Raw genomic sequence first — 13,683 nt, 5'->3', positions numbered from 1 at the left:
GTCAGAGGGGGAAGCCCAGTTCCTCGGCCGCCTCCGCCGGGGTCGGCTGGCCCCACCGCTCCACCATGGCCGCGCTGGAGGACAGCGAGCGCAGTTCGGCGCGGTCCAGATAGAGCGTGCCGTCCAGATGGTCGGTCTCGTGCTGGACGATCCGGGCCGGCCACCCCGTGAACACCTCGTCCACCGCACGTCCGTACTCGTCCTGGCCCGTGAGCCGTACCGCCGCGGGCCGGGACACCACCGCCTGCCAGCCCGGCACGCTCAGACAGCCCTCGAAGAACGCGGCCCGCTCGGTGCCGACCGCCTCGTACGCCGGATTCACGATCACCCGGAACGGCAGCGGCACCCGCCCGCGCACCACCCGCACCTCCTCCGGCACCGGAGCCGGGTCCTCGATGACCGCGATCCGCAGCCCCACCCCGACCTGAGGGGCCGCCAGACCGACGCCCGGGGCATCGCGCATGGTCTCGCGCAGCGCCTCCACGAAGCGGGTCAGCAGCTCCGGACCGAGCTGCCCGTCGAAGGGCACGGAGGCGCGCCGCAGTACCGGGTCTCCGGCGGCGACGATCGGCAACGGGCCGCCGACGGCGAGGAGTCGCTCGACATGGTCGGCAAGGGCGTTCGGGTCATGGGGAGTTGCCATGGCGCCAGGATGTCACGCACCTCTGACAACCGACGTCCCGCCGTGTGACGTACGCCACTTGAGGTGCCGGGAACTCGACGGCCCGTCCATCCGACTACTGGACCGCCCCCACAGCTGTACGCCCGTACGGCCGCCCCCCCCGCTCACCGTCCCCAGCCCTCCGGAGACCCCGCCGATGTCCACCGCTCCCACGACCACGACGGACGAATCCCCGGAGTCCCCGGATTCGCCGGACGCGTCGAAACCCTCCGCCCCGGCGAAACCGTCCGCAGCCGCCACGCTCCGCCCGCTCGTGCTGCGGCTGCACTTCTACGCGGGCGTGCTCGTCGCCCCGTTCCTGCTGGTCGCCGCTCTGACCGGCTTTCTGTACGCGGCCTCGTTCCAGGCCGAAAAGATCATCTACGCCGATGAGATGACCGTCTCCGTCGGGGACACCAAGCTGCCGATCTCCGAGCAGGTGGCCGCCGCCCGCGAGGCCCACCCCGAGGGCACCGTGACGGCCGTACGCCCCTCGCCCCAGGACGACGAGACGACGCGGGTCATGCTGTCCGGCGTGTCCGGTGTCGGCGAGACTCACACGCTGGCCGTGTTCGTCGACCCGTACACCGCGAAGGTGGAGGGCGCGCTCGAACAGTACGGGTCGACGGGTGCGCTGCCGGTGCGGACCTGGATCGACGAGTTCCACCGCGATCTGCACCTCGGCGAGAACGGCCGCCTCTACAGCGAACTCGCCGCGAGCTGGCTGTGGGTGATCGCGGGCGGCGGTCTGGTGCTGTGGTTCGCCCGCCGCCGTTCGCAGCGCAAGATACGCGGCACCAGCGGACGCCGCCGCACCCTCGGCCTGCACGGCACCGTCGGCGTCTGGGCCTCGGTCGGCTTCATCTTCCTCTCCGCGACCGGCCTGACCTGGTCGGCCTACGCGGGCGCCAACATCGACGTCCTGCGCACCTCCCTCGGCCAGTCCACCCCGTCGGTCTCCTCCGCGGCGGGCGGCGAGCACACGGGGCACGACGCGGCGGCCGGTTCCGGGAGCACCACCGAGCACGGCGTCGGCCTCGACAAGGTCCTCGCCTCGGCCCGCGCCGAGGGCCTGAGCGACCCCGTCGAGATCGTCCCGCCCGCCGACGAGACCTCCGCGTACGTCGTCAAGCAGGTCCAGCGCAGCTGGCCCACCAAGCAGGACGCGGTCGCCGTCGACCCGACGAGCGGCGAGGTCCTCGACACCGTCCGGTTCGCGGACTACCCGGTACTCGCGAAGCTGACCCGCTGGGGCATCGACGCCCACACCGGCGTCCTGTTCGGGATCGTCAACCAACTCGTCCTGATGGCCCTGGCGGCCTCCCTGGTCCTTCTCATCCTGTGGGGCTACCGGATGTGGTGGCTGCGCGGCCGGGCCTCCGCCTTCGGCCGCCCGATCCCGCGCGGCGCCTGGCAGCAGGTGCCCCCGCTGCTCCTCGTACCGCTGATGGCGGTCGTGGCCGTCGTGGGCTACTTCGTTCCGCTGCTCGGCATTCCGCTCGCCGTCTTCATCGCCGTCGACGTGATCCTGGGCGAGATCGACCACCGGCGCGGCAACCGGACGTACAAGGAACGGGCAGGCGCGCAGTAAGCAGTAAGCAGTAAGCAGGGAGTAGGGAGTGGAGACGAAACGGCCCGGCCCCTGTCCGGGGAGCCGGGCCGTCGTTGTGCCTGTCGTGTCCGTCGTACGGGGATCTACTCGAAGTCGCCCGCGAGGGCCGAGGCGAGCTTCATGTGCGGGGTGGCCTCCTCGTGGCGGCCCTGGCGCTGGAGGGTGCGTCCGAGCAGCAGCCGGGCGTACTGCTCCACCGGGTCGCGCTCGACCAGGACGAGCAACTCGGCCTCCGCGCGCCGCAGTTGGGCCGAGTGGTAGTAGGCGCGCGCCAGCAGCAGCCGGGGTGCGGTCTGCTCCGGCACCTCCTCGACCAGCCCGCCCAGTACCCGCGCCGCAGCGGCGTAGTCCTTGGCGTCGAAGAACAGCCGCGCCCGCTCCCAGCGCTCCGCCGCCGTCCCGTGGTCGTAGTACGTGTCCGTCGTGGTCTTCACTCGTGCCTCCTTCGGAGGCGGTAACCGACCCGGGCGGTCGTTCATTCCACCGCTGGTCAGGCCATGGCGGCCAGCTCCGCGTTGGCCCGCTCGGTGATCAGCGACAGCACCCGGCCGACGACGGCCAGATCCCCGTCCGGGATGCCGGCGTAGATCCGCGCGGAGTAGGGGGCGGTCTCGGCGCTGGTGGTGCGGTACAGCTCGCGTCCCGCGTCCGTGACCGTGAGCAGGGCGGAATCGGCTGTCAGCAGCCCGCCCCCGACGAGTTCGTCGACGACCGTGTGCGCGTCGGCCTTGTCGATCTTCAGCGCGTCGACGATCTCACCGACGAGGTGCTCGCGGTCGACGGGCCCGTCGGCGACGACGGTGAGCCTGAGCGTCACCGACTGCTGGAAGGTGACGCCGTGACGGGCCAGCACGTTTTCCAGGACACCGCGAGCGGCGTAGTGGGCCAGGGCTATGACGCGAGGGTTGAGCGCGGGTGAGGTGGGGGCTGTGGTCATGACTGCTCCTTCTCGGGGTCGGCGTGGAGCGGGGTGTCGAGCAGCAGTGCCAGGTCGCGGGTGAACTCCCGGGTGCGCTCGCTGTCCAGGCCGCCGAGGGGCTCAAGCAACTGCTGAAGCAGCCCCTGTACGACCTTGATCGCGCGCCGGGCGACCTCGCTGCCCTCCTCGGTGAGGGCCAGCTGAACCGCGCGCGGGTCCTGCGGGTCCCGGGTGCGCTCCAGCAGGCCGGCGGTCTCCAGGGCGCGCGCGAGCTTCGACACGTACAGCGGTTCGAGGCCTGTGTGGTCGGCGAGCCGGCGCTGACTGGGGCGCAGGCCGGCTCGCCGCATGCCGTACAGCGAGGCGACGAGCGAGTACTGCGCGTGGGTCAGCCCGAGGGGCGCGACCGCCCGGTCGACGGCCACGCGCCACTTCGTCGACAGTCGCCAGACCAGGTAGCCGGGGGTCGCGCCCTCGGATGTCTTACTCATGCCGGATACAGTACATGGCTATTATGTCCATGACTACTATGTCCATGGCTGTGAAAATCTCACCGGATCCCACCGGAGCACGGCCCCCGACCTCGCCGCTCGACACCCTTGCCGCGGGGGCTACACGGGGTCGAACCGCCAGACCTGCTTGAAGATCATGGCGGACTGGTTCGCGCCGCGGGGCTCCATGGAGACATTGCCGGCGTCCCAGCCGGTCATGAATCTGGAGCTGTTGTTGCCCCACAGGAATGTGCTCGTCGTGTTCGACAGATGCCAGTACTGCCCGATCCATTCGGCTTCGCACGGCGTGTGATAAACCGTCACGTTGTTGCTGTCGAGGCAGAAACCCGAGCCCTCCAGAAGAAACCGGACGAGACCAGGGTGTTTTCCGTCGATTTCCATTCGCCATTTGAAGGAAGCGCGATTGTTGATCTGAGTGCACGGTGCCGTCCGGACCCCGTCGGTGACCGCCTGGAGGCAACGGTCGGTCTGAGTCCTCAGGTATCCCGGCTCGCTCCACACCACCGCCTGGGCGGGCGTGCCGGACACTCCGACCAGTGTGGCGGCAGACGCGGCCACGGTCGTCAGCCATGTGACCAGCCGTCTGCGCAGCGGATTTCGCACAATGCTCTCCCTTGTCCAGTGCCCCGGATTTCCGGGGGCACCGTCTGTTCCTCGGTGGAACCGACCTGCTTCCACTTTCCTGTGGGACGGCATACGGAGACAGGAGGTAACCCGGCAGTTGACCGGCATCTACGGGCGGCCTCTCGGGTGCCGGGAATTCATTGACGTCTGTTCAGGTGGTCCAGCAGACGTCGGATCGCGGTCTCGCGATCCGTACGGGACTCGGCACGGCCGCAGAGTTCCGCGGCGTAGGCCCGGAGCAGGTCGTGCTGGGCGAACCTGCCCGGCCGAATCTCGGTCACGTGGTGCGAGTCGGCCAGCTCGGTGATCAACGGCCTTACGTGGTCGGGACTCACACCAGCGAGGCTCGCCATGGCCGGGAGGGACAGGTGGGGGCCGGGGTGAAGGCCGATCAGGCGGAAGAGTCTCTGCCCCGGTGGGCTGAGCTGACGGTAGGACCACGAGAAGACGGCCCGCAGGTCGGCTGCGCCGTCGGCGGCCCCCAGCGGATCGAGACGTGTGTCGGTGTGCCGCAGCTCGCTCACCAGCGCCGTCAGCGGGAAGGACGAGTGCACCGCGGCACGCGCCGCTACGGCGGTCAGCGCGAGGGGAAGTCCGGCGCACCACTCGACGAGGTCGTCGACCGCCCCCGGCTCCGCCCCTGTCCGGGCTCCGCCCAGCCGGGCTTCCAGGAGCTGTCGGCCCTCGTCACGGGAAAGTGTGTCCAGCACGACAGGGCGAGCGCCTTCGACAGCGACCAGTCCGGTCAGTCGGTTCCGGCTCGTCACCACGACCATGCTGGCGCCGGCGCCCGGCAGCAGCGGGCGGACCTGCGCCGCGTCGCGTGCGTTGTCCAGTACCACCAGCATGCGTCGTCCCGCCATCACACTGCGGTAGAGAGCCACCAGTCCGGCAGGGTCGGCGGGCACGCGCGCCGGGTCGGCACCGAGGGCACCGAGGAAGCTGCGGATGACATCAAGAGGATCGACGGCAGCACCGGACGGAGCGAAGCCACGCAGGTCGACGTACAACTGCCCGTCCGGCAGAAGACCGGCCGACCTGTGTGCCCACTCCACCGCGAGGGCGGTCTTGCCCACGCCCGCGGGGCCCGACACCGTCGCGATCACGAGCGCGTTCGACGACACTCCGCTGCGAAGCGTCTCGGTCAGGCACTCCAGTTGGCGTACCCGACCGGCGAATCCGGCCGACGCGGCCGGGAGTTGGGCCGGTGGGTTCGGCAAAGCCGGCCGGTCCGGGGCGCCCGACGCGTCGGGGGACGCCCGTAAGGGGTCGCGGCCGGCGGCGGTGACCAGGAACTGGGCCCGATTCTGTCCGGACAATCCGAAGGCGTCGGCCAGAAAGCGTCCCGTGGCAGGTCGCGGCGCGCTGATACGACCGCTCTCGATCTCCCGGATGGTGCGAACGCTGATGCCGGAATTCTCGGCCAGGTCCTCCTGCGACATCCCGGAACGCCGTCGCTGTGCGCGAACCAGGTCTCCGACACCTCTGTTCACCGGTGCTTCATTGCGCGACCGGCTTGTTCTGATCGTTGGCACGTTGAATTACCCCGCTGTCTCATGTCCCGTGCGAGAGGACCGCATGCTGCGGGAAGCATGCGGGCGGGGACTGCTCACTTCCCAGATCACTTCGCTGCTCAGCCGCGGTCCGTTCCGTCGGCCGCTTGCGCCTGGTTCACCTCGGTGATCCTGGTTCCGTTCAGCTCGCTGCGCCACAGGACGTCGGTGAGGCGGTCGATCCCGCTCGTGAGATGTCTGCGATAGGTGCTGAACGGCAGTCCGAGACGTTCGGCGGCGGCCTCCTGGGTCGGGGTTCCCGCGAGGTAGGTGGTGGTGAGGGCACGGTGGTGCTTCTCGCCGGAACGCCCTTCCCGGAGAGCCTCGATGGCGGAGGCGAGGAGTTCGGTGAGGGTCGTCCCGCTCTCGCTGACCAGGCGGCTGCGGTTGAGCGGGTTGTCGGCCAGCACGTCCGGACGCCGGAGGGTGCGCAGCGTGTCGCGGACCGCGGTGTCGAACTCCGGTCTGGACAGCACCACCAGTTCCGCGTGTTCCCGCGTGTGGTGCGGTGTCCTGGCTCCCGGATCTTCGGACAGGGTCGCGTTCGACCTGGCCGCCAGCCATGAGCCGACCGGCTGGGCCCGCCAGTCGTGGCCGAACAGTGCATAGGTGTGCTGACCGATGCCGGGCCGGCGGGCGTCGGGCGGCATGGCGAAGTGGCTCAGGTAGTCGTCCCAGTACCCGTTGTCGCGCATGACGACGAACGTCCAGGCCAGCCGGTCGGCCCGGAAGATCTCACCCAGTGCACGCCAGTGCATCAGGTCCATCGGCGCCGAGGTGCGCTGGTAGCGGGGCGGGTGCACGGAGAAACGGGCCAGCGCCATGTGCTCGTCGGGCCTCAGCGGCGCGGTGGACCGGGCATGCGCCCAGGCCGCGTCGACCACCGGGTCGACCCCGGTGTCCAGCGGCTCCCGCAGGCGCAGCCATGCGAAGAACGCGACGATCTCGCCGGTCTGCGTGGAACGATAGACGCGAAACCCTTCGGGCTGCCGGTCGAGCCAGAACCGGCAGATGGCCGCGGATGCTTCGCCCTCGGCGCTTTCGACCAGCTCCAGCACGCGTCCCCGGGCGGCCTCCGTGTACGGCTCGTCCTCGACATGCCCGCCTTCGCGCCACTTGCGGAAGTTCGCCGAGGCCTCCCTGCGGTAGAGGTAGAGCAGGGCGCCGGTGGCCGAGAGCATCTGCTCCTCCGGTGCGGTGCGGACGCGCTCGACGAGGTGCTGGTGAACGGTTCTGTGCATGTCGGCGAAGCCGTCGGGGTCACGCCAGCGGAGATCGGCCTCGAGCGCCTCGCGGACCACGTCGTGCGGAAAGAGACCGGCACCCGTCGGCTCGATGAAGGGCTGCTCGCGCAGCCACGCGAACAACTCGGATCCCTCCGCACCCATCAGGGCGCGGAGCAGCGTCTCCGAGGTGACATGGGAATGGGCGCAGATCTCCAGGGCCCTGCGGTGTGCCGCGCTGGGAATGTCGCCCAGCAGCTCGGTCAGCAGGGTGGCGATCACGTCCTGGCTCGGCTTCCAGCCGGACCCGGCTCCCTCCTCCCTGACGGCCACGGCCGCCGCCAGCGTCAGGGCCAGGGGGTTGCCGCCCGTGAAGGACAGCACTGCCCGGTGGGCCTCCGGCTTCAGTCCACGGACGTGCAGCAACCGTGCGGCATCGTCGGGGGGCAGGTTCCGCAGAGAGGTGACCCGCAGCAGGTCCGCCCACCCAGGATCGGACGTCCAGCGGACGTCGGGCGCCCGGCGTCCGGCGATCACCACCACCCCGTCCGCCGGCAGCCCGAGCAGGAACTGCTCGCACAGCCAGCTCTCCAGACCCTGGCAGCGTTCGAAGGTGTCCACCAGCAGCACCACCCCCGGTTCCCCGACCGCCTCCCCGACGGCCGCGATGAAACCCTGAGGCGTCGGGACGACCGTCCGGCCGTCCACCTCCACGACCTGACGCCCTGCCCGGCGGGCCTCACGCGCGAACCGACGAAGAAGCGTCGACTTGCCGATGCCTCCGGGGCCGTGCAGATAGTGGACCGGGAATGCTCCAGGGGCGCCCGCCAACGCACCCCGGAACAGGGCGAGTTCCCCTGCCCTGCCGACGAACGCCCGGTCCCGTGCGGCTTCCAGCACATCCCCCAGCGCACGGCCTTGACGCACCCCCACGCCCTCTCCCTCAGTGATCGCGCGACTCGCCGGTGGGCGTCCCGCTGCCTGCCGGGCGCCGGGCAGGCACATGTCGTGCGCCTGCGATCCGGCGCCTCACCGCCGGTTCAGCGCACCCTTCCCCGCGGTTTCAGCGCCACCGGCGGGAGTTCCGGAGCAGGCAGCGGCCCTCCGTCGTAGCCCTTCACCTCACCGAAGCGGGAACCCTCCATCCAGCCCCTCCGGGCCTCCTCGATCTCCTCCTGCGACCGCCCGATGAAGTTCCACCACATGACCAGCTCCTCCTCGAACGGCTCACCGCCCAGGAGCATCACGCTCGCGTCCGTCGCGGCGCGCAGCGGGAGTTCGGTGCGGCCGCAGCCGAGGTAGAGCATCGAGCCCGGCAGTACCGGCACCCCGTCCACGTGCACCTCGCCGGACATCGCCAGCACCCCGTACTCGAAGTCGGGCACGAGCGGCAGGCGTACGTCGGCGCCGTCCGCGAGGGTCAGGTCGGCGCCGACGATCGGGGTGTACGTCGTGCCGGGCGAGGTCGAGCCGTCGAGGGTGCCGAGGATCACGGTCGCCGTCACGCCGGGTGCCGTGACCGTGGGCAGGTCGGCGTGGTGTTCGAAGTGGGGGGCGGTGTGGCGGTCGCTGTCGGGGAGGGCGACCCAGAGCTGTGCGCCGTGCAGGAACCGCGCGTGGGACCTGGGGCTCTCCTCGGAGTGGCTGATCGCCCGGCCGGAGGTCATGAGGCCCAGTTCGCGCGGGCGGATCGTCTGGAGGCTGCCGGTCGAGTCGCGGTGCAGCACCTCGCCCTCGTGCAGCCAGCTCACCGTCTGGAGGCCCATGTGCGGGTGCGGCGGCACCTGCATACCGGGCTCGTCGGCGATGTCGTCCGGCCCGTAGTGGTCGACGAAGGCCCACGCGGCGATCATGCGTCGGCCGAGGTTGGGCAGCAGTCGGCGTACCTCGGTGCTCTCGCCGAGTTTCACGACTCGGGGGCTCAGCAGTTCACGCACGGGTTCGGCGACGACGAATCCACGGCCGCCACAGACGCTGGGTACGGGCGCGCGGTCAAGGTTGCTCATGGCGCACAACCTAGTGGGGGAGCGGGCCTGTCCTCATCTCGCGGAGGCGAGAAAATCGGAAGCCTTGGTCCCCCTTTGACGTCGCGGTTCGTATAGTGAAGATCTATTCACTGCGGCGTGAGGGGTCTGTCGATGAGCGCAGCCGAGTTTCCCGAGGTCAGCACGGTGGCGGGCGCGGTCCGTGGGCGTCGTGAGGGTGGCCTCGCGGTGTTCCGGGGGATTCCGTTCGCGCAGCCGCCGGTCGGGGAGCTGCGGTTCGCGGCGCCGCGGCCGGCCGAGCACTGGGACGGGGTGCGGGAGACGTTCGCGTTCGGGCCTCCGCCGCCGCAGGAGATGATGGGCCCCGAGGTCCCGTCCGCCGGGGACGACTGGCTGACCGTCAACGTCTGGACGCCCGACGCGGACCCGGCGGCGCGCCGCCCGGTGCTGGTGTGGATCTACGGCGGCGCCTACAAGTTCGGCTCCGCCGACGACCCGAACTACGACGGCAACCGCCTCTCCCGCGAGGGCGGGACCGTCGTGGTGACCCTCAACTACCGGGTCGGCATCGAGGGGTTCGCCCGGATCGAGGGCGCCCCGGCCAACCGGGGACTGCTCGACCAGGTCGCCGCCCTGGAGTGGGTACGAGAGAACATCGCGGCGTTCGGCGGCGACCCCGACCGGGTCACCGTCTTCGGGGAGTCGGCCGGTGCCGGTTCCATCGCCGCGCTGCTCGGCATGGAGCGGGCGCGCGGACTGTTCCGGCGGGCGATCCTTCAGAGCGTGCCCGGCACGTACTTCTCGGACGCGCTGGCCGGGGACATCGCCGAGACACTCGCCGGTGAACTCGGGCTGCGCCCGACCGTGGACGACCTGTCCGGCGTGGACCCGCGCAAGCTGCCCGAGGCAGGTGCGATCCTGAGCGCCCGGATGCGCGAGTACGTGCCGAGGTGGGGCGCGGTCGCCCTCACCCCGACCCCGTTCTCGCCGGTCGTCGACGGCGATGTGCTGCCCGTCACCCCGTTCGAGGCCCTGGCGGGCGGCGCCGCGCGGGACGTGGAGCTGATCCTCGGACACACCCGGGACGAGTACCGCCTCTTCCTCATGCTCGGCGGGCTGTTCGGCCGGGTGGACGACGAACTGGCGGCGACCGTCCTGCGTCTGTTCGGACCAGGCACCGACCCCGAGCAGGCCTACCGTGCCGCGTTCCCGGACGCCTCGGCGGAGTACCTGTTCGAACTCGTGCAGTCCGACTGGCTCTTCCGGATGCCCGTGATCCACCTCGCGGAGGCGCAGGTCGCGGCGGGCGGCCGGGCCCACGTCTACGAGCTGACCTGGGCCGCCCCCGCGAACGGCGGTGTCCTGGGCGCCTGTCACGGCCTGGACGTGCCTCTGACCTTCGGCGTCGGCGGCGACGTCGACGGCGGCCTCGGCGGCATGCTGATGGGGCCCGTGCCCCTGCCCGAGGCCGAGGCGCTCTCCGCCCGACTCCGCTCGGCCTGGACCTCCTTCGCCGCCACGGGCGACCCGGGCTGGCCCGCGTACGACACCGGACGGCGCCTCGTCCAGCTCCTCGACACCGAACCGACCGTCACCGCCTACCCGGAGGAGGCCTCCCGGCGCCTGTGGGAGCGCCACACGTTCGGCGCGCTGCCCCTGACGGTGGAGTGACGAACCGGCTCTATCGCGAGGCCAGCAGTCGCAGCACCCGGTCGGAGACCGGCGCGGGCAGGGCACGCAGCGTGCGGACCAACGCCGTTGTCTGCCAGGGGAAACAGGCCTGCGCCGGCTCCCGTTCCAGGGCGCGTACGACGTACCGGGCCGCGCGCTCCTGGCTGACCTGGAACGGCTTGGGCAGACCGTCCCCGTCGACCCGGTCCGTACCCACGAAGCCCGGGTGGATCGAGGTGAACCGGATGCCCCTGGGCGCCAGTTCGACGCGCGCGGCGTCGAGGAGGGTGCGTACGGCCGCCTTCGCCGCCGAGTACGGGCCCTGGCGGGGGATGCCCATCAGCCCCGCGAGGGAGTTGGTGTGGGCGATCAGACCTCCGCCCGGCTGCTCGCCCAACTGCCGGACCAGCGGGACCAGATAGTTGACGACGACGTCGTAGTTCAACGCCATGATCCGTGCGATGTCGGCCGTGCCGACCTGGTCCATGGGCATGTCCGGGCCCTGGCCCGCGTTGAGCAGCGCGATGTCGACCGAGCCGAACTCCGCGACGGCGGCCGACACGACCCCGGCCGCCGCCTCCGGGTCCAGGGCGTCGGCGGCGATGTCCAGGCAGGCGCTGCCGGCCGCCCGTACCTCCTCGGCCACAGCGGCCAGTTCGGGGGCGCGGCGGGCCGTGAGGACGAGCCGGTTGCCCGCCGGGGCGAGCTGCCGGGCCACCGCCGCGCCGATACCCGAGGAGGCGCCGACGATCAGGACCGTCCGGCCGGTGATGGTCGTGGCGGTCACCGTCACAGGAAGTGGTGTCCCTCGCCGCGATAGGTGGGCACGGTGTCCACCACCGCGCCGTCGCTGACCAGATGCAGGTCGCCGATGCGCTCGCACAGCTCACCGGCCTTGGCGTGCCGCAGCCACACCCGGTCCCCGATGTTCAGGACGCTCGCGGCCTTGCCCACCAGCGGGGTCTGCACCTCGCCGAAGGACTCGGTGGCGGTGACCCGCAGCCCCAAGGGCCAGGCCAGCGTGGGCAGCCGGTCCTTGCCGAGCGGCCCGGACGCGATCCAGCCGCCGCCCAGGAGCGTCGCGACCGAGGAGGAGGGACGGCGGACGACGGGCAGCACGAAGTAGGCCGCCGGGACGGGCCGGAAGGCGCGGTAGAAGTCGAACAGGCCGGGACCGTACAGGCCGGAGCCCGCCGCGAGTTCGGTGACGGAGTCCTCGCGGGTCGTGGTCTCCAGGCTGCCCGTACCGCCGCCGTTGACGAACCGCAGCGGTGTCACGGCCCGTACGGCCGCGACCGCGGCTTCCCGGCGGTGGCTCAGCTCCTCGACGGAGGAACGCTGCATCGCCCGTACGACGGCCCGCTTGAGCGCGTTGCCGGGCACGTTGTCGCCCAGACCGGCGACCTGACCCTCGTACCCCATGATCCCGGTCAGCTCGAAGCCCGGCCGGGACGCGACCTCGCGCGCGAACGCCGCCGCCTCCTGCGGGGTGTGCACCGGGGACCGGCGCGGCCCCAGATGGACCCGGCCGCCCGCCAGACGCAGGGCCGCGTCCAGTTCCAGGCAGACCTGGATACGGGTCTCGCGGGGGCCGGTCGCCGCGTCGATCAGGTCGAGATGCTCGACGCAGTCCACCATCAGGGTGATGCGGGACGCGAGCCGTTCGTCGGCGGCGAGTCGGCGCAGTGCCGTGCGGTCGGCGGTGGGGTAGCCGACGACGATGTCGTCGAACTCCTCGGCCAGCCACAGGGCTTCGGGCAGGGTGAAGCCGAGGATGCCGGCGAATCCCGTGCGGTCCAGGGCGCGCCGCATGAGGGCGCGGGAGCGCAGCGACTTGCTGGCCAGCCGGATCGGCTTGCCGCCCGCACGGCGTTCCAGATCGCGGGCGTTGGCGTCGAAGGCGTCCAGGTCGATGACGCCGAAGGGCGGTTCGAGGCCGGCGGTCGCCGCCCGCAGCGAGTCGAAATGGCTCTCGGTCGCGGGAGCCGAACCGGCTCTGGGCGCAGTGGTGTTGAGGGTCATCGGTCGGTGTCTCCTTGCTCGGATGCTGCTGTCGGGGCCGGGACGAGACCCGTGCTGCGGCGCTGGGCCATGGCCACCACCTTGGGGATCACAAAGCGCATCAGCCGGGGGAACACACCGGCGGCCCGCTGCACGCGTCCACCGATGGCGGGGTGGACGACTTCGACGGGCTTCTTCTCGATCGCGTCGACGATCACCGACGCGACCTTCTCGGGGCTGAGCGGCTTCTCGGCGAAGGTGATCACCGAGCTGGGGTCGGCCATCTCCTGCTCCAGCATGGGCGTTCGGGTGCCCGGCGGATGGACGATGCTGAAGGTCACGGGCCCGTCCCGTTCCTCGATGGCCACACTGTGGTGGAAGGCGCGCAGCCCGTGTTTGGTCGCGCCGTAGGTGGTGTAGCCGGGCAGCGGCAGGAACGACGTCATGCTGCACACGGTGACGATGTGCCCGTGGCCCTGGTCGCGCATCCGGGGCAGGGCGGCCAGCATGCCGGTGATCGGTCCGAGCAGGTTCACCTCGACCATGTGGCGGTGCTGGGACGGCGCCAACTGGCGTGCGTAGCCGGTGTGGATGATCCCCGCGTTGTTCACGAGCACGTCCACCGGGCCGAGTTGGTCCGCCACGGCGTCCAACGTCGTTTCCCACGCGGCCTCGTCACGGATGTCCAGCTCGAACGCGCGGGCGCCGGGCCCGAGTTCGTCGGCGATCCGGGTCGCTCCGGCCAGGTCGATGTCGGCGAGCGCGACCCGGTGACCCCGGCGCACAGCCTCGCGCGCGGTCGCCGCCCCGATGCCGCTCGCGGCGCCGGTGATCAGCACGACGTGTGCGGCCGGGGCGCCGTCCGTTCGAGATGCGTGCATGGGAACTCCCGGGAAAAGAGGGCAGGTTGGCGAAGGGTGCG

General features: G+C 71.1%; 13 protein-coding genes. 2 read left to right on the top strand and 11 right to left on the bottom strand.

Annotated features, from left to right (window positions below):
* Position 1 precedes the first annotated feature (1 nt).
* The gene (locus OG787_RS03990) at positions 2–643 is read right to left on the bottom strand and encodes a peptide deformylase (protein WP_369032677.1); all 642 of its coding nucleotides are present in this window, start codon (positions 641–643) and stop codon (positions 2–4) included.
* A gap of 175 nt (positions 644–818) precedes the next feature.
* Between OG787_RS03990 and OG787_RS03985 the strand changes: the two genes are divergently transcribed.
* Positions 819–2,252, top strand: a complete 1,434-nt coding sequence (locus OG787_RS03985) for a PepSY-associated TM helix domain-containing protein (RefSeq protein ID WP_369032678.1) — start codon at positions 819–821, stop codon at positions 2,250–2,252.
* 104 nt (positions 2,253–2,356) lie between these two features.
* On the opposite strand, the gene OG787_RS03980 is transcribed toward OG787_RS03985, so the two are convergent.
* From OG787_RS03980 to OG787_RS03950, 7 genes are all read right to left on the bottom strand, one after another.
* Positions 2,357–2,707 carry a tetratricopeptide repeat protein gene (locus OG787_RS03980; RefSeq protein WP_369032679.1) on the bottom strand — a complete coding sequence of 117 codons (351 nt, stop codon included), beginning with the start codon at positions 2,705–2,707 and terminating at the stop codon, positions 2,357–2,359.
* 56 nt (positions 2,708–2,763) lie between these two features.
* Complete coding sequence (locus tag OG787_RS03975; RefSeq protein ID WP_405534301.1) at positions 2,764–3,210, bottom strand: MarR family winged helix-turn-helix transcriptional regulator; 447 nt, start codon at positions 3,208–3,210, stop codon at positions 2,764–2,766.
* The gene (locus OG787_RS03970; protein WP_369032681.1) at positions 3,207–3,683 is read right to left on the bottom strand and encodes a MarR family winged helix-turn-helix transcriptional regulator; all 477 of its coding nucleotides are present in this window, start codon (positions 3,681–3,683) and stop codon (positions 3,207–3,209) included. Before OG787_RS03970 ends, OG787_RS03975 begins: the two co-directional genes overlap by 4 nt.
* Positions 3,684–3,803: 120 nt before the next feature.
* On the bottom strand, positions 3,804–4,307 hold the full coding sequence (locus tag OG787_RS03965; protein ID WP_369032682.1) for a hypothetical protein: 504 nt from the start codon (positions 4,305–4,307) through the stop codon (positions 3,804–3,806).
* Positions 4,308–4,465: 158 nt separating this feature from the next.
* Complete coding sequence (locus tag OG787_RS03960; RefSeq protein ID WP_405534300.1) at positions 4,466–5,821, bottom strand: helix-turn-helix domain-containing protein; 1,356 nt, start codon at positions 5,819–5,821, stop codon at positions 4,466–4,468.
* Positions 5,822–5,961: 140 nt separating this feature from the next.
* Complete coding sequence (locus OG787_RS03955) at positions 5,962–8,037, bottom strand: AAA family ATPase (RefSeq protein WP_405534299.1); 2,076 nt, start codon at positions 8,035–8,037, stop codon at positions 5,962–5,964.
* A 107-nt stretch (positions 8,038–8,144) separates the two neighbouring features.
* A complete protein-coding gene (locus OG787_RS03950; RefSeq protein ID WP_405534298.1) occupies positions 8,145–9,110 on the bottom strand; it encodes a pirin family protein in 966 nt (321 codons plus the stop codon).
* A gap of 132 nt (positions 9,111–9,242) precedes the next feature.
* Here OG787_RS03950 and OG787_RS03945 point away from each other — a divergent pair, with 132 nt between their 5' ends.
* Positions 9,243–10,760, top strand: coding sequence for a carboxylesterase/lipase family protein (locus tag OG787_RS03945; protein ID WP_369032686.1), 1,518 nt, complete (start codon positions 9,243–9,245; stop codon positions 10,758–10,760).
* Positions 10,761–10,770: 10 nt separating this feature from the next.
* Here the strand turns inward: OG787_RS03945 and OG787_RS03940 are convergent, their stop codons facing one another.
* From OG787_RS03940 to OG787_RS03930, 3 genes are read right to left on the bottom strand one after another with little or no spacing between them, the layout of a single operon-like run.
* A complete protein-coding gene (locus OG787_RS03940; protein ID WP_405534297.1) occupies positions 10,771–11,547 on the bottom strand; it encodes an SDR family NAD(P)-dependent oxidoreductase in 777 nt (258 codons plus the stop codon).
* A 2-nt stretch (positions 11,548–11,549) separates the two neighbouring features.
* Complete coding sequence (locus OG787_RS03935) at positions 11,550–12,782, bottom strand: amino acid deaminase/aldolase (RefSeq protein ID WP_369032688.1); 1,233 nt, start codon at positions 12,780–12,782, stop codon at positions 11,550–11,552.
* Positions 12,779–13,642 carry an SDR family NAD(P)-dependent oxidoreductase gene (locus tag OG787_RS03930; protein WP_369032689.1) on the bottom strand — a complete coding sequence of 288 codons (864 nt, stop codon included), beginning with the start codon at positions 13,640–13,642 and terminating at the stop codon, positions 12,779–12,781. The genes OG787_RS03935 and OG787_RS03930 overlap by 4 nt, the downstream gene beginning before the upstream one ends.
* Between the last annotated feature and the right edge of the window lie 41 nt (positions 13,643–13,683).

Source organism: Streptomyces sp. NBC_00075, assembly GCF_045041225.1.
Lineage (GTDB): Bacteria > Actinomycetota > Actinomycetes > Streptomycetales > Streptomycetaceae > Streptomyces > Streptomyces adonidis.
Note: the sequence above shows the minus strand (reverse complement) of the source record. Positions and strands in the feature narration are given on the sequence as shown.

Coding starts and splice junctions, on each gene's coding strand:
- OG787_RS03990 (WP_369032677.1), bottom strand. CDS start 643: ATGGCAACTCCCCATGACCCGAACGCCCTTGCCGACCATGTCGAGCGA.
- OG787_RS03985 (WP_369032678.1), top strand. CDS start 819: ATGTCCACCGCTCCCACGACCACGACGGACGAATCCCCGGAGTCCCCG.
- OG787_RS03975 (WP_405534301.1), bottom strand. CDS start 3,210: ATGACCACAGCCCCCACCTCACCCGCGCTCAACCCTCGCGTCATAGCC.
- OG787_RS03970 (WP_369032681.1), bottom strand. CDS start 3,683: ATGAGTAAGACATCCGAGGGCGCGACCCCCGGCTACCTGGTCTGGCGA.
- OG787_RS03950 (WP_405534298.1), bottom strand. CDS start 9,110: ATGAGCAACCTTGACCGCGCGCCCGTACCCAGCGTCTGTGGCGGCCGT.
- OG787_RS03945 (WP_369032686.1), top strand. CDS start 9,243: ATGAGCGCAGCCGAGTTTCCCGAGGTCAGCACGGTGGCGGGCGCGGTC.
- OG787_RS03935 (WP_369032688.1), bottom strand. CDS start 12,782: ATGACCCTCAACACCACTGCGCCCAGAGCCGGTTCGGCTCCCGCGACC.
- OG787_RS03930 (WP_369032689.1), bottom strand. CDS start 13,642: ATGCACGCATCTCGAACGGACGGCGCCCCGGCCGCACACGTCGTGCTG.